At 71.0% G+C, this 16,590-nt stretch carries 15 protein-coding genes and 1 tRNA gene; 4 read left to right on the forward strand and 12 right to left on the reverse strand.

Features of this window, described 5'->3' with window-relative positions; all coding sequences use genetic code 11:
- Positions 1-52: 52 nt before the first annotated feature.
- Together mdoH and ACE101_RS12145 are read left to right on the forward strand one after the other, a co-directional pair.
- Positions 53-1,867, forward strand: a complete 1,815-nt coding sequence (gene mdoH, locus ACE101_RS12140) for a glucans biosynthesis glucosyltransferase MdoH (RefSeq protein WP_379129577.1) — start codon at positions 53-55, stop codon at positions 1,865-1,867.
- A gap of 39 nt (positions 1,868-1,906) precedes the next feature.
- Positions 1,907-2,320 (forward strand): DUF3830 family protein, encoded by a 414-nt coding sequence (locus tag ACE101_RS12145; protein WP_379129579.1) that lies wholly within the window; start codon positions 1,907-1,909, stop codon positions 2,318-2,320.
- Between the two features lie 217 nt (positions 2,321-2,537).
- Here ACE101_RS12145 and ACE101_RS12150 read toward each other — a convergent pair whose 3' ends face one another.
- A complete protein-coding gene (locus ACE101_RS12150; protein WP_379129581.1) occupies positions 2,538-2,876 on the reverse strand; it encodes a hypothetical protein in 339 nt (112 codons plus the stop codon).
- A gap of 570 nt (positions 2,877-3,446) precedes the next feature.
- Here ACE101_RS12150 and ACE101_RS12155 point away from each other — a divergent pair.
- A complete protein-coding gene (locus ACE101_RS12155; protein ID WP_379129584.1) occupies positions 3,447-3,737 on the forward strand; it encodes a hypothetical protein in 291 nt (96 codons plus the stop codon).
- 287 nt (positions 3,738-4,024) lie between these two features.
- On the opposite strand, the gene ACE101_RS12160 is transcribed toward ACE101_RS12155, so the two are convergent.
- From ACE101_RS12160 to ACE101_RS12175, 4 genes are all read right to left on the reverse strand, one after another.
- Positions 4,025-5,533 (reverse strand): Hint domain-containing protein, encoded by a 1,509-nt coding sequence (locus ACE101_RS12160; protein ID WP_379129587.1) that lies wholly within the window; start codon positions 5,531-5,533, stop codon positions 4,025-4,027.
- A 305-nt stretch (positions 5,534-5,838) separates the two neighbouring features.
- Positions 5,839-6,000, reverse strand: a complete 162-nt coding sequence (locus ACE101_RS12165; RefSeq protein WP_379129589.1) for a hypothetical protein — start codon at positions 5,998-6,000, stop codon at positions 5,839-5,841.
- Between the two features lie 125 nt (positions 6,001-6,125).
- Positions 6,126-6,201 (reverse strand) — tRNA-Phe (locus ACE101_RS12170).
- Between the two features lie 112 nt (positions 6,202-6,313).
- On the reverse strand, positions 6,314-7,957 hold the full coding sequence (locus ACE101_RS12175; RefSeq protein ID WP_379129591.1) for a DEAD/DEAH box helicase: 1,644 nt from the start codon (positions 7,955-7,957) through the stop codon (positions 6,314-6,316).
- Between the two features lie 239 nt (positions 7,958-8,196).
- Here ACE101_RS12175 and ACE101_RS12180 point away from each other — a divergent pair, with 239 nt between their 5' ends.
- A complete protein-coding gene (locus ACE101_RS12180) occupies positions 8,197-8,682 on the forward strand; it encodes a hypothetical protein (RefSeq protein WP_379129593.1) in 486 nt (161 codons plus the stop codon).
- Between the two features lie 40 nt (positions 8,683-8,722).
- Here ACE101_RS12180 and ACE101_RS12185 read toward each other — a convergent pair whose 3' ends face one another.
- The 7 genes from ACE101_RS12185 to ACE101_RS12215 form a co-directional block, all read right to left on the reverse strand.
- The gene (locus ACE101_RS12185) at positions 8,723-9,166 is read right to left on the reverse strand and encodes an HIT family protein (RefSeq protein WP_379129595.1); all 444 of its coding nucleotides are present in this window, start codon (positions 9,164-9,166) and stop codon (positions 8,723-8,725) included.
- 20 nt (positions 9,167-9,186) lie between these two features.
- A complete protein-coding gene (locus tag ACE101_RS12190; RefSeq protein WP_379129598.1) occupies positions 9,187-10,353 on the reverse strand; it encodes a M20 aminoacylase family protein in 1,167 nt (388 codons plus the stop codon).
- A gap of 108 nt (positions 10,354-10,461) precedes the next feature.
- Positions 10,462-11,910: a COG3904 family protein gene (locus tag ACE101_RS12195; RefSeq protein ID WP_379129601.1), complete on the reverse strand. Its 1,449-nt coding sequence runs from the start codon at positions 11,908-11,910 to the stop codon at positions 10,462-10,464.
- A 298-nt stretch (positions 11,911-12,208) separates the two neighbouring features.
- Positions 12,209-12,550: a DUF3140 domain-containing protein gene (locus ACE101_RS12200; protein WP_379129603.1), complete on the reverse strand. Its 342-nt coding sequence runs from the start codon at positions 12,548-12,550 to the stop codon at positions 12,209-12,211.
- Between the two features lie 63 nt (positions 12,551-12,613).
- A complete protein-coding gene (locus ACE101_RS12205) occupies positions 12,614-14,851 on the reverse strand; it encodes a xanthine dehydrogenase family protein molybdopterin-binding subunit (RefSeq protein ID WP_379129606.1) in 2,238 nt (745 codons plus the stop codon).
- A 23-nt stretch (positions 14,852-14,874) separates the two neighbouring features.
- Complete coding sequence (locus ACE101_RS12210; RefSeq protein ID WP_379129608.1) at positions 14,875-15,888, reverse strand: FAD binding domain-containing protein; 1,014 nt, start codon at positions 15,886-15,888, stop codon at positions 14,875-14,877.
- Positions 15,885-16,406, reverse strand: coding sequence for a (2Fe-2S)-binding protein (locus ACE101_RS12215; protein WP_379129609.1), 522 nt, complete (start codon positions 16,404-16,406; stop codon positions 15,885-15,887). Before ACE101_RS12215 ends, ACE101_RS12210 begins: the two co-directional genes overlap by 4 nt.
- Positions 16,407-16,590: the final 184 nt, after the last annotated feature.

The following is a 16,590-nucleotide window of genomic DNA, read 5'->3' on the forward strand; positions in this document are numbered from 1 at the left end:
ACAGCGCGGATGCCGTCCCGTCCGCCTCGTCCGCGCCGCCGGATCCCGAGCGATGCCGCACGCTGATTCTCCGGTGCCGGCCGGCGATGGCGCGGCCGTGCCTGCTCCTCTCACGACACCGGCGGGCCTGCAACCCGTCGCGGTCCTGCGCCGCCGCCGCCGGGCGCTGCTGGCGCTCTGCCTCGCGACGCTCGCGGGCTTCGCCGCCGGCCTCGCCCGCGTGCTCGGCGCGGGCGGCTGGGACGCGATCGACGGCATCCTGTTCGCCTGCTGCTGTATCGCCCTGCCCTGGACCGTCCTCGGCTTCTGGAACGCGGTGATCGGCCTGTGGCTGCTGTGCGCGGGGCCGCGGGGCCTCGCCGCGGCCGCTCCCTTCGCGGCGGCGGGGGACCGGACCGATCCGCCGCGCCTGCGCACCGCCGTCGTGATGACCCTGCGCAACGAGGAGCCGGAGCGGGCCTTGGCGCGGCTGCGCCTCGTGCAGGAGAGCCTGGAGCGCACGGGCCACGGCGCGGGGTTCAGCCTCCACATCCTCAGCGACACCGACCGGCCGGCGCTGATCGCCCGCGAGGAGGCGGCCTTCGCCGCGTGGCGCGCCGGCCTCGACCCCGTCCGGGCCGCGCGGCTGCATTACCGGCGCCGGGCGGCGAATACGGGCTTCAAGGCCGGCAACCTTCAGGATTTCTGCGCCCGCGCGGACGAGGACTTCATGCTGCCGCTCGATGCGGACAGCCTGATGACCGGCGAGGCGATCCTGCGGCTCGTGCGCATCGCCGAGGCCCATCCGCGCATCGGCATCCTGCAAGGGCTCGTGGTCGGCGCCCCGGCCGCGAGCCCCTTCGCGCGGCTGTTCCAGTTCGGCATGCGCCACGGCATGCGGCCCTACACCCTCGCCATGGCATGGTGGACGGGGGATTGCGGCCCGTTCTGGGGCCACAACGCGCTCGTGCGCATCGCGCCCTTCGCGGAGCATTGCCGGCTGCCGGGGCTCGCCCCGGGACGGTTCGGCGGCCCGATCCTGTCGCACGATCAGGTCGAGGCGGTGCTGATGCGCCGGGCCGGCTACGAGGTGCGGGTGCTGCCCATCGAGGGCGGCAGCTACGAGGAGAACCCGCCGACCCTCCTCGAACACCTCACCCGCGACGCCCGCTGGTGCCACGGCAACCTGCAATATGTCCGCCTGCTGCGCCTGCCCGGCCTGCTTCCGGTCAGCCGCTTCCAGCTCGTCTGGGCGATCCTGATGTTCCTCGGCGCCCCCGCGACCGCCCTGGCGCTGCTCGTCCTGCCGCTCCGCCTCCTCGACCTTCCGGCGGAGACGCCGGTGGGGCTCGCCGCGGCGCTCTATGGCGGCTGGCTCGCCTTCTCGCTCGCGCCGAAATATGCCGGCTACGCCGATCTGCTGCGGCGCGCCCCCCGCGCCCATGGCGGGGTCCGGCGCATCCTCGCCGGCATCGCGGCCGAGACGGTGTTCTCGTTCCTGCTCTACGGGATCGCCACCGTGCGGCTCAGCCTCGTCATGGCCGGGCTCCTCGTCGGCCGCCGGGTGGCCTGGGCCGGGCAGCAGCGGGACGCGGCGGGCGTGTCCGTCGCCGCCGCCCTCCGGGCCCTGCCGGACGTGACCCTGTTCGGCGTCGCCGTGAGCGGCGCCCTCGCCCTCGTCGCCCCCGGGATCCTGCCCTGGCTGGGGCCGCTCCTCCTCGGGCCGCTCGTCGCCGTGCCGCTCGCGGTCGCCACCGCCTCACCGCGCCTCGGCCGGCTCATGCGCCGCCACCGGCTCTGCGCCGTGCCCGAGGAGATCCGGCCCGTGCCCGAGATCGGGGCGATGCAGGCTGGCGCGGATCCTGCTCTCGTCCGGCACCCGGCCTGACGCGGCGTCGTTTCACCCCCGCACCCAAGGAGATCGCTCGTGCAGGAACTCAAGATCAAGGCCGGTCCCTACGACCTCGTCGGCCGGCTCGAACTGGAGAAGGCCCCCCAGACCTGCGCGGCCTTCATCAAGGCGCTGCCCTTCGTGAGCGAGATCGTGCATGTGCGCTGGAGCGGCGAGGGCGTGTGGATGCCCCTCGGCGAGCTCGATTTCGGCGTCGGCTACGAGAACCACACCAGCTATCCGGCGCCGGGGCAGATGATCCTGTATCCGGGCGGGATCAGCGAGACCGAGATCCTGCTCGCCTATGGCGGGGTGCACTTCGCCAGCAAGGTCGGGCAGCTCGCCGGCAACCACTTCCTCACCATCACCACCGGTATCGAGCACGTCTACGACCTCGGCCGGATGACGCTCTACAAGGGCGCGCAGCCGATCCGCTTCGATCCGGCCTAATACGGTTTCCGAAAGATCACTTTCGGAAACCGTATCACGAGCCCGCGCGGCGCCTGAGCGAGGCCGGTTTCCGGATCGCGAAGCGATCATCCGGAAACCGTATGACACGGCGGCGCAGAGGCCGCCCCGCCCGCGGGGCCCGGAGACGCCTCCGGCCCGCGGGCTTCGCGCCCTGAGCGCGCCCGGCCCCGGGGGCGGGCGCGCCTCTCCGGCGCTCTCAGCGCCCCTGAAGCAGCTTGTCCACCAGGGGCATCAGGGCATCGACGCAGGCCTTCGTGCTGTCGTCCGCGGCGCATTTGAAGTCGATGCCGGTCTCCCCGCGACGGAAGCGCAGGTGGCCGCCCTTCATCATGGCACCCATCATCGGGTGGGGACGCCAGCCGCCCTCGCGCTCGCCATCGGGCGGGCCGCGGCGCGGGCCCTCGGGCCGCCCGCCGTCGCTGGCGGACGGCGGCGGAGGCGGGCCGGGAGGGGCGCCCGGAGGCGTCTGGGCCAAGCTCGCGCTGCTCGTTGCCAGGGCGGCGGTGACGATGATGCCGGCGATCATGCGCTTCATGGCAGATGTGCTCCTTGTCCTCCCCCGGGACGGGAGAGCGGTAGACCCGACGCGTTTCCGAGGTTTGAAGGGCTGGTATCGGCTTGGTGTCCGGTCAGGCCCGACGATGGACCCGGCCGGTCTCGGCGCCGCGATGCTCGCCACGCTCAGGTTCGCCCCTGCACGCCGACCGGCGAGGTCATACGGTTTCCGGATGATCGCTTCGCGATGCGGAAACCGGCCTCGCTCAGGCGCCGCGCGGGCTCGTGATACGGTTTCCGAAAGTGATCTTCCGGAAACCGTATCACAGGGCACGTGGGCCTCGTGGTGCCGGAAACCGATGATGACCCTGCGGGTTGATGACGTAGAGCCTGCTCGACTTGCCGTGACCTGCTTCTGAACCACATCATCGCATTCCGGTCCTCGACCCGAGGTGGAGGATGAGCGAGCCTCGCAGGAGGAGCCGGGGAGGGCCGCGGGACCCGAGTTTGTCCTCCGGGGCCGATTCGCGTCAGGCCAGGGTGAGATCGAGGATCGTGTAACGAGAGTCGAGGCGCCTCACGAATCATCGATCGCATTTGCGGAGGGCGGATGTTCTTCGTGATTGCAGCAGCTCTGAGTGGCGGTGCCGCAGCCATTGTGCTGCTTCACACGCAGGGATGGCTCCTTGCCATCTTGGCGGCCCCGGTCGGCGGCAGCCTCGCGGCGGTCGTCGCCTGCCTGGTCCTCGCTTGGCTGCGCGACCCGGATCCGGAGGAGAGCGACGGCTCGGTCCCGATCGACGAGGCCATCGCGGCCCTGCGCAGCGCCGGGGCAACCGAAAGCAGCTCGGCCCCGGACAAGCCCGACGAGCACCCCAAACAGCGCCCCGGGGCGGCCTGACCTACCCCTGCCGCCCGGCAGCGGGCCCGAATGCAGCCGCGATCTGACGACGATATGCACCCTTGAGATGGGCTTGCATGCCGCGACCATGCTCATGCATCTGCTTTTGGCATCGATGCTGCGCATCCCGCTTCACTTGGGCGATTGGCGTCCCCATCCGGGAGTTCGGTGTCGATGTGGCACAGCGTTATCGGTCTGATCAGCCATCGTTGAGCCCCATACTCCGCGAAATCCGAGCCTGCCCGGTGACCTGCCGGGCAGGCTTTGTCATTTCAGGCTGTAGGCGCTCACGCCGCAACGGCGACTAGTCTAAGACGCGGATCGGACGCGGCTGGCTCTCCGCTGTTTGCGGCTGATCCGCTGGGTGGCTCCTGCCAGCGCAACAAGCTGCCACCACCAAGCTCCAGGCGCAGGAAGAACTCGCCCTGACAGTCCTCCCACAGCGTGCGAGGGAGAACTGCCCGCCCATTCGTCCAACGGTGCTGATCAGCGTCCTTGCCCTCCAAGTCGTAGAACCCGTCTCGCAGGCGTGCGTCGCCGAGGTCGATGTCTCGCTGCACAGACAATCCGTCGTTGATCGTAACCCGTTGCAGATCGACACCAAGCTGGCGCCCGTCGCCGCTGTCATCGACCTGAGCCGGTACACTCGCTCCGGAAATCAGGCGAACATCCTCGCAGCCTGCGGGCAGCAAGAAGCGCGCGACATGACCATTAAGGGTCGGCTGAACAACCTGACCGTCAGCCACAATGTGAAGCCCAGCGAAGCGATCAGGCTTGAGCGACCAGCCCATATCGATCGCCCGGGCTCTCAGCCTCTCACGCGCGGCCTCGACGACCTTGCCGTTGCAGAGGAAGGGGCGGCAGAAGTCCGCGTGAGTGGGAACAGGGGTATCAGGAGCGGCGGCTGCGTCGCCGTTCGCTGCTGCGAAGAACGCTCGATTGCCCATCTCGAGGTAGCTCTCAGCGGGAAGGCCGTCGGCGATGAGGATGTCGTGGCCGTCGAGTTCGACGTGCCAGTAGGTGACCTCGTCGACCTCCACCTGGGCGATGGTAGCGCCGTTGACGACGGAAGAGGCGGGGATCAGCACCTCGCCGAGCAGGTCCAGACAGACGGCGTGACCGGGCGAGACGAAGAGATCCCGCTCGGGCTTGCCGAGGCCGAATGCGTTCTTGAGGATGCGGACGGGGTGCACTTCGTGCGGCTTGGGATGTCTGCGGCAATTCAGTTTCCGGTGACCGATCCAGCGGATGGAGCGGTGCTCACCAGAGGCCGTTACCGCGAGATCACCTACTTGAAGGTGCTCGACCGCTATTTCACCACGCGCTGTCTTGATATGCGTTCCGCTGACGAAACAAACGGGAGACGCGTTGATAACTAGATCACCGCTCGGTGATAAGCCTCCTGACGAAGTGCCGCCAGCCTGGATGTAGTACGTTTGACCGGCAACAGCATCAAATCTGATTACCGATGTCCTGGCGGCAGCCCCGGCATCTGGACTGACATCATCGTTCTCATCGAGTTGAGTGAGATTTGCGTATGAAACCGGCGCAGAGGGGTCAGTGAGAGCATATGCCTGAAGCGTCGTATCGAAATTCGAGCCGAGCGAATTGATCTCGACCGGCCCAGTGGTGGCGGCTGTATATTTGAACCATACCGTATTGCTGACATCCGCGGCCGTGTCTGCTACGATATCTTCGCCGGGTGCCGTGCCTGCATTTGACGTGTTCTGAGAGCTGGTTGGAGACAAAATCTCAGTAGCGTTAACGATGTCGTCATTCATGACGCCGGCAGCCATCGTTATCTCCTCCCTCGTGGCCAAATGCTACATGAGCATACCACCATCAATGAGGCGAGATGTGACGAAACTGCATCAATGAAGTCCGTAATGGGGCTATCGAAAAGGCAAAACCCTTTGACATATGTTACGTATGTCGATCCCGTTTAATCCATCTCATCGTCGCCCTGGAAGCGTTGTGTTGTTTCAGGGCGTCCGATCCAACGAAAAAGCCGGATGAGGCTTGCGGCCCCACCCAGCTTGATCCGCGCCCTCGTGAGAGGGCGACCGCCTCCGAAAGGGAGTGTGACCAGCGAATTCGGGTTTCAATCCGCGCCCCCGCGAAGAGGGCGACAGTTCGAGAGCGTCTCCACCCAGTCCTCCGGCCGGAAGCCGGGACGCGGCACCCGGCCCCGCGACAGGCTGGCGAGCCCGCGGGACCATTCGAGGACGGTGGGAGAGGCGCCGTACTCAGATGTTGTGCTCATGCCCTTGGCCGATCGGGCGCGTGAGCGGGAGCCAGCACGGATGAGAAACGAGCCGCGGTAGCGTCCACGGTAACGAGCCTGAGAGATCAGGCTAAGAAGCACCACTTAAGTTATTGAAGGATAAGTGGTGCCCAGGGGCGGAATCGAACCACCGACACTGCGATTTTCAGTCGCATGCTCTACCAACTGAGCTACCTGGGCTCGCCGGGCTGCGCTGCAGCGGCGATGGCGGGGGTATAGTCAGGGAGAGGCCGGCTGTCCAGCCTCTCTTGAGGCTTCTTGGCGGTTTTTGAAGCCGCCGAAGAAGCGGGCCTCAGCCCCGGCGCTTGCTGGGGCGGCGGGGCAGGTCTGGGACCGCGTCGAGGGCCTCGATCTGGAGGTCGGCGGAGCCGGTGCGGCCGAAGCTGTCGACGAAGCGCTCCGCGGCGCCGCCGCGGATCTCGAACTTCGTCTCGCGCTCGAAGATGCGGATCGCCCCGATCTCGTCGCGCGTCACCCCGCCCCGGCGGCACAGCATCGGCAGCAGGCGGCGCGGATCGGCGTTGTCGCGCCGGCCGACATTGAGGCGGAACCACACGCTCGGGCCGAGCGGCGGGCGCGGACCGTCCCGGCGCGCCGTCGCCGGTGCGGACCGGCCGGTGGGGAAGCCCGGATCGGTGACCTCCTCGGGGGCGGGGAGGCGCGCCCGGTAGGCGCGCACCAGGGCGGCAGCAAGATCCTCCGCCGACCGACGCTCCAGGAGCGCCTGCGCCATCGCCCGGTCCTCCTCGCTCGTCTCGTCGGTGAGGAGCGGGTCGGTGAGCAGCCGCTCCTGATCGAGGGCGCGGATCTCGTCGGCCGGCGGCGGGCCGGACCAGATCGGCACCACGCCGGCGCGCGCCATCAACTCCTCGGCCTTGCGGCGGCGGGAGGGCGGCACGAGGAGGACGCTGATGCCCTTCTGCCCCGCGCGGCCGGTGCGGCCCGAGCGGTGCTGGAGCACCTCGGCATCGTGCGGCAGCTCGGCATGGATGACGAGGCCGAGGCCCGGCAGGTCGATGCCGCGGGCCGCGACGTCCGTCGCCACGCAGACGCGGGCGCGCCCGTCGCGCAAGGCCTGCAGGGCGGCGTTGCGCTCGCCCTGGCCGAGTTCGCCGGAGAGCGCCACCGCGGTGAAGCCGCGCTCGGTGAGCACCGCCTGGAGGTGGCGCACGGCGTTGCGGGTGTTGCAGAACACGATCGCCGTGCGCGCCTCGACCAGCCGCAGGGTGTTGACCACCACGAGCTCGGTCTCGCGCGGCAGGATCCGCAGCGCCCGGTACTCGATGTCGGCGTGGCCGCGGGTCTCGCCCGCCACCGCGATGCGCAGGGCCTCGCGCTGGTAATGCTCGGCCAGGGCCACGATGCCCTTCGGCAGCGTCGCGGAGAACAGCAGCGTCCGGCGCTCGGCCGGGGTCGCGCCGAGGATGAATTCCAGATCCTCGCGGAAGCCGAGATCCAGCATCTCGTCGGCCTCGTCGAGGACGACGGCCCGGAGCCCGCTCGGATCGAGGTTGCTCCGCTCCAGATGGTCGCGCAGGCGGCCCGGCGTGCCGACCACGATGTGGACGCCCTCGGCGAGCAGGCGGCTCTCCCGGCGCGGATCCATGCCGCCGACGCAGGCGGCCACCCGCGCCCCGGCCGCTCCGTAGAGCCAGGACAATTCACGGTGCACTTGAAGCGCGAGTTCGCGCGTCGGCGCGATCACGAGGGCGAGGGGCGCGCCCGGGGCGGGCAGCGTCTCGGCCTCGCCGAGGAGCGTGCCGGCCATGGCGAGACCGTAGGCCACGGTCTTGCCCGAGCCGGTCTGGGCCGAGACCAGGAGGTCGCGGCCGGTGACGGCGGGTTCGAGGACGGCGGCCTGGACCGGCGTCGGATCGGCGTAGCCCCGCGCCTCGAGAGAGCGGGCGAGCGGAGCGGGAACGGGAGGAAAGGCCAAGAACGAAAATCCCAGGAGGCGACGCGCGGGCAGGGGGCTCTGGGGCTCGGACGCACATTCGTCGCGGGCCCGACCGCCGAAGCGGTCCCGACCAGCGCGCACAGTCCCACGGGTCATGATGTGAGGGCGGGCTCGTAGCGCGTCCGGCGCCGCGGGTCCAGCCCCGGGCCCGGAATGGTTTACTCGACATTAACCTTAATGGGGTCTGATCGGCCCGAACCCCGCTCAGGAGATCCGGCGTGTCCGAACCCGCGTACAAGACCCCGACCAGCGCGGCCCGCCAGCCCGCCGGACCGTTGCGGGACTGGCTCGCGACCCTGTCGCGGATCGACGGAACCGAATCGCCGCGCGCCGCGCCGCAGGCCCAGCTTGACCCGTCGCGCGGAGCCCCGCGTCCCCAGCCCGAGGCGCGCCGCGCCCCCGAGGCGGCGCCCGCCTGGGAACCGCGGATCGTGCCGCAGCCCGCGGCCCCGGCGCCTGCCGAGCCCGCCGCGGAGGCGGACGACATCGCCGCGCTGATGGCCGAGAATCTGGTGCTGAAGGCGCGCCTGCGCACCGAGACCGACCGCTACGAGACCCTGCAGGCGATCGTCGCGGAGGAGCTGCGGGCCCTGCGCAGCCACGTCGAGGCGGAGATCCACCGCGCCGACGATCTGCGCGTCGAGCGCGACCTGTGGATGGCCCGCGCCGAGGCCCTCGCCCAGCCGCTGTTCCAGAAGCGCTGAGCGGTGAGATGCGGCGGGCCGGAGCCCGCCGCCCGCGAGGTCACGCGGTGCCCGGCGCCGGGAGCGCCGCCCGGACCTTCTCCGCATGGGCGGCGAGCACGGCCGGATCGGCCATGCCGCGCCCGTGCTGGCGCAGGGGCACGCCCTCGTACCGGGGGATGACGTGCACGTGCAGATGGAACACCGTCTGCCCCCCGGCCGGCTCGTTGAACTGCGTGATCACCAGCCCGTCCGCCGCGAAGGCGGTCTTCACGGCGCCGGCCACTTTCTGCACCGCGGTGAAGAGCGGGCCGAGCACGGCCGGATCGGCATCGAGCAGGCCGCGGCTCGCAGCCTTGGGCACCACGAGCGTGTGCCCGTCCGCCTGGGGCATCACGTCCATGAAGGCGATCACGTGCGCGTCCTCGTAGACCCGGTGCGAGGGGATTTCCCCGCGCAGGATCTTGGCGAAGATGTTGTTCGGGTCGTAGGCGGGAATCGTCATGGGACCTCCGGTCGGGGGTGTCACAGGCCGGCGGCCGAGCGGCGCTCGACCAGCCGGGCCAGATAGGCGCTGCCGAGCGGGATGATGCTGTCGTCGAAGTCGTAGGCGGCGTTGTGGAGCGCGGCGCCGGCCTTCTGCCCGAGCCACGCATAGGCTCCCGGCACGGCGAGCAGCATGTCGGCGAAATCCTCGCTGCCCATCTTCGGATCGGGGTCGGTCTCGACCTTCTCGGCCCCGAACAGCTCGGTGGCGACCGCGATGGCGGCCGCGGTCTGCGCGTCGCTGTTGCGCAGCACCGAGAACACGTCCTGGATCTCCACCGCGATCTCGGCGCCGAAGGTGGCGGCGATGCCCGCGCAGGTCTCGCGCAGGCGCCGGCTCACCATCGCCCGCACGCCGTCGTCGAAGGTGCGGATGGTGCCGGCGAGGTGGGCCTCCTCCGGGATGACGTTGTAGGCGGCACCGGCCTGGACCCGGGTGATCGACAGCACCGCGGCCTGGACCGGATCGGTGTTGCGGCTCACCACCGTCTGCAGGGCCTGGACCAGGGCGGCCTGGACCACCACCGGGTCGATGCCGCGGTTCGGCTGCGCCGCGTGGGCGCCGCGCCCGGTGATGCGGATGTCGAAGAAGTCGGCCGCCGCCATGGCCGGGCCGCGCCGGAGGGACAGCCTTCCGTGCTGTCCGTTCGGCTGGTTGTGCAGGCCGTAGACCTCGTCGCAGGGGAAGCGCTCGAACAGCTTGTCGGCCAGCATGGCGCGGGCGCCGCCGAGACCCTCCTCGGCGGGCTGGAAGATGAACACCGCGGTGCCGTCGAAATCCCGGGTCCGGCTCAGGTAGCGGGCCGCGCCGAGGAGCATCGTGGTGTGCCCGTCATGCCCGCAGGCATGCATGGTGCCGGGCCTGGTCGAGCGGTAGGGAAGGTTGGTCGCCTCCGCGATGGGCAGCGCGTCCATGTCGGCGCGCAGGCCGATGCGGCGGCGGCTGGTGCCGCGGCCGGCGAGCACGCCGACGACGCCGGTGCGGCCGATGCCGCGATGCACCTCGATGCCCCAGGCTTCGAGCCGCTCCGCCACGATGGCGCTCGTCCGCGTCTCCTCGAAGCCGATCTCCGGATGGGCGTGCAGGTCGCGGCGGATCGCCACGAGTTCATCGGCGTCGGCGGCAATGCGGTCGAGGATGGACATGCGGCGGGACCCTCGCGGTGACGCCCGGGCGGGCGAAAGGCGGCGCATCCTTTCGCCGCGGATCCCGGCTGTCCAGAGGGTCGCGCGACGCCGCGCCCTGCGGGAGCGTCACGGCTCCGGCGGAAGCGCGGTGGCTTCGAGGGTGCGGGCCGGCCGGATGCCCGGAAAGAGCAGGGCCCGCAGGCGCGGGGCCGCGTCGGGTTCCGCGAGGGCGTGGCCGAGCGCGTCGCGCAAGCCCCGGCAGCCGGCATGGCGGGTGAGGCCGGGCAGGCCCCGCGGGTGGGCGGGCGGGTCGGTCGCCGGGCCGCCGCGTCCGGACAGGGCCCGCGCGACGAGCGCCCGCGCCCGCGCCGGCGCGCGCGGGTCCCGGCGGCCCAGGATCTCGGCGGCCCCCGCGAGATCGGCCTCGCGGCCGATCGCGATGCAGTCGCCCGCCTCGTCGGGGCCCGCGGCCTCCATGGCGGCGGCGAGGAGGCGGCCGAGATCGACCACGACCGCGTCCGGAGCCCCCGCCAGGATGGCGGCGAGCGCGCGGGCGGCATCGGTCCGGATCACGTCGAGGCCGTGCGCCTCGCTGCGTCCCTGCCGGTAGGACTCGAGATAGGCGGCGGCGACGGCGTCGAGCCGGTCCGGGGCGTGCTCCGCGACATCCCGCATCAGGTCGACCGCGCGGATCACCGCGGCGCGGGCGCCCGCCAGGGTCGGATCGTCGTCGAGGGTGGAATCCGGCATCCGGTCCGATCCCACCACCTCGGTGATCGCGCCCGCCGCCCGCAGGCGCTCGGGCGGGGGCGACCACAGGTCCTTGGCGCGCACGCGCAGCACCGCGTCCACGAAGTCGGGGGACAGCCCGGCGGCGAGGTAGGCCCGGCGCTCGGGCGTGCTGTCGACCTCGATCGTCTCGCCGAACAGGCCGGTCTCGTAGGGCGAGTGGAAGCCGAGCCGCGCCTCGGCCATCAGCACCCGCTCGCGCCCGCGCAGGAAGGCCAGGGTGCAGGCGGAGATGCAGTAATCCGGCACGTAGGTGACGAGGCGGTGCGCCGCCACCACCGCGCCGATGGCGGTCCCCTCGTCCACGAGGCCGCCGTCGCTGGTGAGGTGGAGCCGCGTGACCTGCGGGTTTTCGGCGAGCAGCGCGTCGAGCCGCTCGGCGGCGCCCGGCGTCAGCGTGCCGGACAGGCGCACGTCGCCTCCGCCCGGCCCGAGGGCGATCAGGGTGTCGGGGGTGGTGTCCGCCGGGCCGAGCCGCGCCGCGAGGGCGGGCGACAGCGAGGGATAGACCGCCGTGGCGAGGCCGAGGCCGGCGGCGAGCCCGAGGGTGAGGGCGGCGGCGAGCGCGCGGGGGCGGCGCGCCGGGCGGAGGCTGCGCAGGAGGGCCGTGAGGGCCAGCGCGAAGGCGCCGGCGAGGAGCAGCCCGGCCGCGCTCTCCACGGCCAAGCCGGCATCGCTCGCCGCTCCGTCCGCGCCGAGCGCCGTGTGGCACCCGGCGCCGAGCGCCACGCACAGGGTTCCGAACGGGAGGCCTCCCGCCCGCCCGGTCCACTCAGACAGCCCCATCGGCCCGGCTCCGCCGTCTTCTTCGTCAGGCGCTCATCATCAACGCCCGTTTCTGGATGAGAAGAAGGCAAGTTTCCGACCAGAGTCGGGCCGCCCGCGCGGGGTGCCGCCGCGGGGAACGGATGCCGTGGCCAAGCTCCGCCGCCGGGATGATCCATCCGCGCGAGGCGCGTGATGCAGATGAAACCGGCCGGATGATGCGCCACTCGGTCGCGGCGCCGGCGGAGCGCGGGATCGACGGGTCAGGATCGGAGGCGCGCCCGCGGATCACCGGGGATGCGATGGATGATCCGCCGCCTCACGCTTTCAGCGGATCGTGGCCCCAGTTCATCAGCGCGTAGCGCCAGCGCGAGGTTTCCTTGTCGTGCTCCGGCCCACCCTGCGCGAGGTGGCGGCGGACATAGCCGACGACCTTGCGCATGTGGCCATAGTCCTCGTCGGTGAGATCGGCCTTGCGGCGGTGCTTGATCGCGACGATGCGGCGGCCCTCGCGATGGCCGACGGATTCGCCCTCGCCGTCGCCGCTCCAGCCGACCGACCGGCTCTCCTCGGTTGCGAGCCAGCGTTCGAGTTCGGCGGGGGCCATGTTCACGGCCTCGCCGAACTCCTTCCATATCGTCTCGTGATCCGGCTGGCTCATCGGGCCGTCTCCCCTCGCAACAATCGAGGGGCAACGCACGGGGAGGCCGCCCGTTCTCCAGCGTCAGCCGATGATCTTGTCGATGGTGATCGGGATCTCGCGCATCCGCTTGCCGGTGGCATGGAACACCGCGTTCGCCACCGCGGCGGCGGCGCCCACGATGCCGATCTCGCCGAGACCCTTCACGCCGATCGGGCTCACCTTGTCGTCGTGCTCATCGACGAAGATGACGTCGATGTCGTGGATGTCGGCGTTCACCGGCACGTGGTACTCGCCGAAATTGTGGTTCATGAAGCGCCCGAGATTGTGGTCGAGCATCGATTCCTCTTCGAGGGCCGCGCCGATCCCCATGACGACGCCGCCCAGGATCTGGCTGCGCGCGGTCTTGAGGTTGAGGATCTTGCCGGCCGCGACCGCACTCACCACGCGGGTCACCCGCGCCACGCCGAGATCCTCGTCGATCCGCACCTCGGCGAACACGGCGGAATGCGTGTAGGCCGAGTAGCGCAGGTTGGTGAGCAGGCTCGGCTTCACGGTCTCGGTGGCCTCGACCGTATCGACGCCGCCCGCCCGCATCGCGTCGGCCACCGTCACCTTGCGCGATGGCTCGCCCGCGAGACGGATCTCCCCGTCCACGAAGGTCACGTGGGCGAGATCGGCATTGGCGAGCGGCGACTCGTCGATCCGGCGGGCGAAGCCGAGGAGCTGCTCGGCCACCGCGCGGCAGGCCATCTCCACCGCCGCGCCCGACGAGGCCGCGGTCCAGGAGCCGCCCGCGAGGGGCGCCTCCGGCAGCGCGGTGTCGCCGAGACGCGTGCGCACGCGGGGGAGCGGGACGCCGAGCGCATCGGCGCCGATCTGGCTCAGGATCGTGTAGGTGCCGGTGCCGAGATCGGCGGTGGAGCAGGCGATCTCGAGGCTGCCGTCCGCCGAGAGCCGGGCCCGGGCGCTCGACTTCATCATGTAGGCTTCCCAGACGCCCGTGGCGAGGCCCCAGCCGACCAGCTCGCGGCCCTCGCGCATGGAACGCGGCGCGGCGCTGCGGCGCGACCAGCCGAAGCGGGCCGCCCCCTCCTCGTAGCAGGCGCGCAGGGCCTTGGAGGTGAATTCCTTGTTCTCGCCCTCGTCGCGCTCCGCGTAGTTGCGCAGGCGCAGTTCCAGCGGATCGACCCCGGTCGCGTAGGCGAGTTCGTCCATGGCGACTTCGAGGGCGAAGACGCCCGTCACCGCTCCCGGCGCCCGCATGTCGGCCGGCGTGTAGGTGTCGATCTTGGCGAGCTTGTAGCCGAGTTTGACGTTCGGGCAGTGATAGAGGAGGCCGGACCAGTTGACGACCGATTCCTGATAGTCCTCGAAGGTCGAGGTGCCGGCGATGGCCTCGTGCATCAGCGCCTGGAGGCGGCCGTCCGGGCCGGATCCGAGCGCGACGGTCTGGATCGTCTCGGGCCGGTAGCCCATCGTGAACATCTGGTCGCGGCTGAGGACCACGCGCACCGAGCGCTTCAGATCGAGGGCGGCGGCCACCGCCAGGAAGAGCTGGTATTGCGGGCGAAGCCCCGAGCCGAAGGCGCCGCCGATATAGGGCGAGATCACCCGCACGTCGTCGGGCTTCAGGTTGAACACGCTGCAGACGTAGCCCTGCGTGTTGTTCACGCCCTGGATCTTGTCGTGGATGGTGAGCTTGCCCTCGCCCTCCCAGACCACCGTGGTGGCGTGGGGCTCCATCGGGTTGTGGTGCTCGACGGATTGCTTGTATTCCTGCCGCACCTGGATGGGGGCGCTGTCGAGCGCCCCTTCGGGATCGCCGCGCGGATCCGGCGGCGGCTTGATGCCGGAGCGCTTCTTCGGCGGCACGTAGGCGGCGTCGCGGTTGCGCTCGAGATCGGTGTTGGGCACCTCCTCGGCGTAGATCACGCGGATCAGCGAGGCGCCGTAGCGCGCGAGTTCGAAGCTCTCGGCGACGACGAGCGCCACCGGCTGGCCGCCGAAGCTGATCTCCGGCCCGTTCAGCGCCCGGAAGGGCGAGCCGGGCGGGGCGACCTGGTCGCGGTAATTGTAGTCGAGCCAGGCGGTGCGGGGCCGGTTCTCGTGGGTGAAGACCTGGATCACCCCGGGCACCGCGAGGGCCGCCGCGGTGTCGATGGCGGTGACGCGGCCCCGGGTGATGGCGCTCGACACCACGACCCCGTAGGCGAGGTCGGCGGCCTTGAACTCGGCGGCGTATCTCGCCGCGCCCGTCACCTTGGCGGGACCGTCGACCCGGCTCTGCGCGGTGCCGACGTAGAGGTTGGTGGTGGCCATGCGGCAAGTCCTGCTGGATGCGCCTACTGGATGCGCTTGTCGGTCTGCGATTGCGGCGTGCCGGCGGCGGCCTGGGACAGGCCGCGCACGATCGCGCGCCGCGCGAGTTCGATCTTGAAGGCGTTGTGCGCGTAGGGCTTCGCCTCGGCCAGGATCAGGTCCGCCGCCGCCCGGAAGGTCTCCGGGGTCGCGGGCTGGCCTTCGAGGCGCGCCTCCGCCTCGCGGTTGCGCCAGGGCTTGTGCGCGACGCCGCCGAGGGCGAGGCGCGCGGTGCGGATGGTCCCGCCGTCGAGCGCCAGGGCCGCGGCCACCGAGACGAGGGCGAAGGCGTAGGAGAGGCGGTCGCGCAGCTTCAGGTAGGTGTAGTGGCGGGGGAAGGATTCCGCCGGCAGGTCCACCGAGAGCACGATCTCGTCCGGGGCGAGCGTGGTGTCGCGCTCGGGCCTGTCGCCCGGCAGGCGGTGGAAATCGCCGATCGGGATGGCGCGGGCGCCGCTCGGCCCCTCGACCTGCACGGTGGCGTCGAGGGCCGCCAGGGCCACGCACATGTCGGAGGGGTGCGTGGCGATGCAGTGATCGGAGGTGCCGAGGATCGCGTGGATGCGGTTGACGCCGGTGATCGCCGGGCAGCCGCTGCCGGGCACCCGTTTGTTGCAGGGCGTGCCCTCGTCGTAGAAATAGTAGCAGCGCGTGCGCTGGAGCAGGTTGCCGCCGGTCGAGGCGGCGTTGCGCAGCTGCGGCGAGGCCCCGGCCAGGATCGCGCTCGCCAGGAGCGGATAGCGGGCAACCACCTGACCGTCATAGGCGACGTCGCTGTTGGGCGCGAGCGCGCCGATGCGCAACCCGCCCGCCTGTTCGGTGATGCCGGACAGGGGCAGCCGCGTGATGTCGACGAGCCGGCCGGGCCGCTCGACATTGTACTTCATCAGGTCGACGAGGTTGGTGCCGCCGGCGATGATCTTGGCGGCCGGATCGGCCGCGAGCGTCCGGACGGCCTCGGCCACCGTGCCGGCGCGGGTATAGGCGAAGCGGTTCATTCCGCGGCCTCCTGGCTGGGGAGGCTCCGCGCGGCGAGCACGTCCTCGATGGCATCGACGATGTTCGTGTAGGCGCCGCAGCGGCAGAGATTGCCGCTCATGTATTCGCGGATCTCCTCGCGGGTGCGGGCGCGGCCCTCCGCGATGAGGGCGACCGCGGACATGATCTGCCCGGGCGTGCAGTAGCCGCACTGGAAGGCGTCGTGCTCCACGAAGGCGGCCTGGAGCGGGTGCAGGGTGCCCGAGGAGAGGCCCTCGATGGTGGTCACCGCGGCGCCGTCCCGCATCACCGCGAGGGCGAGGCAGGCATTCACCCGCTTGCCGTCCACGATCACCGTGCAGGCGCCGCACTGGCCGTGGTCGCAGCCCTTCTTGGTGCCGGTGAGGTCGAGTTCCTCCCGCAGGAGGTCGAGCAGGCTGGTCCAGGGCTCGACCTGAAGCTGCCGCTGCTCGCCGTTGATCGTCAGGGTGATGGCGATCCTCTCGCCGGCCCCGCTGGTGCCGCTCTCGCTCAGCATCGGTGTTCCTGGTCGTCGGGCCGGGCGGACCCGGCGGCGGATGTGAGCCCCGGCCTCCTGTCGGCGCGCGGGGGCGCGGCAAGGCCCGGGCGAGACCCCGGGGCGGGGCGGTCGACCTCATAACGGTTCCAACCTGACGACGTTCCCCTGCGGAGCCCGTCTCCCCCGGGGTATGATGGCGCGG

The sequence above is a fragment of the Methylobacterium carpenticola genome (genome assembly GCF_042748905.1).
GTDB lineage: Bacteria > Pseudomonadota > Alphaproteobacteria > Rhizobiales > Beijerinckiaceae > Methylobacterium > Methylobacterium carpenticola.

Coding starts and splice junctions, on each gene's coding strand:
- ACE101_RS12165 (WP_379129589.1), bottom strand. CDS start 6,000: ATGAGCACAACATCTGAGTACGGCGCCTCTCCCACCGTCCTCGAATGG.
- ACE101_RS12190 (WP_379129598.1), bottom strand. CDS start 10,353: ATGTCCATCCTCGACCGCATTGCCGCCGACGCCGATGAACTCGTGGCG.
- ACE101_RS12195 (WP_379129601.1), bottom strand. CDS start 11,910: ATGGGGCTGTCTGAGTGGACCGGGCGGGCGGGAGGCCTCCCGTTCGGA.
- ACE101_RS12155 (WP_379129584.1), top strand. CDS start 3,447: ATGTTCTTCGTGATTGCAGCAGCTCTGAGTGGCGGTGCCGCAGCCATT.
- ACE101_RS12205 (WP_379129606.1), bottom strand. CDS start 14,851: ATGGCCACCACCAACCTCTACGTCGGCACCGCGCAGAGCCGGGTCGAC.
- ACE101_RS12150 (WP_379129581.1), bottom strand. CDS start 2,876: ATGAAGCGCATGATCGCCGGCATCATCGTCACCGCCGCCCTGGCAACG.
- ACE101_RS12215 (WP_379129609.1), bottom strand. CDS start 16,406: ATGCTGAGCGAGAGCGGCACCAGCGGGGCCGGCGAGAGGATCGCCATC.
- ACE101_RS12160 (WP_379129587.1), bottom strand. CDS start 5,533: ATGGCTGCCGGCGTCATGAATGACGACATCGTTAACGCTACTGAGATT.
- ACE101_RS12210 (WP_379129608.1), bottom strand. CDS start 15,888: ATGAACCGCTTCGCCTATACCCGCGCCGGCACGGTGGCCGAGGCCGTC.
- ACE101_RS12200 (WP_379129603.1), bottom strand. CDS start 12,550: ATGAGCCAGCCGGATCACGAGACGATATGGAAGGAGTTCGGCGAGGCC.
- mdoH (WP_379129577.1), top strand. CDS start 53: ATGCCGCACGCTGATTCTCCGGTGCCGGCCGGCGATGGCGCGGCCGTG.
- ACE101_RS12185 (WP_379129595.1), bottom strand. CDS start 9,166: ATGACGATTCCCGCCTACGACCCGAACAACATCTTCGCCAAGATCCTG.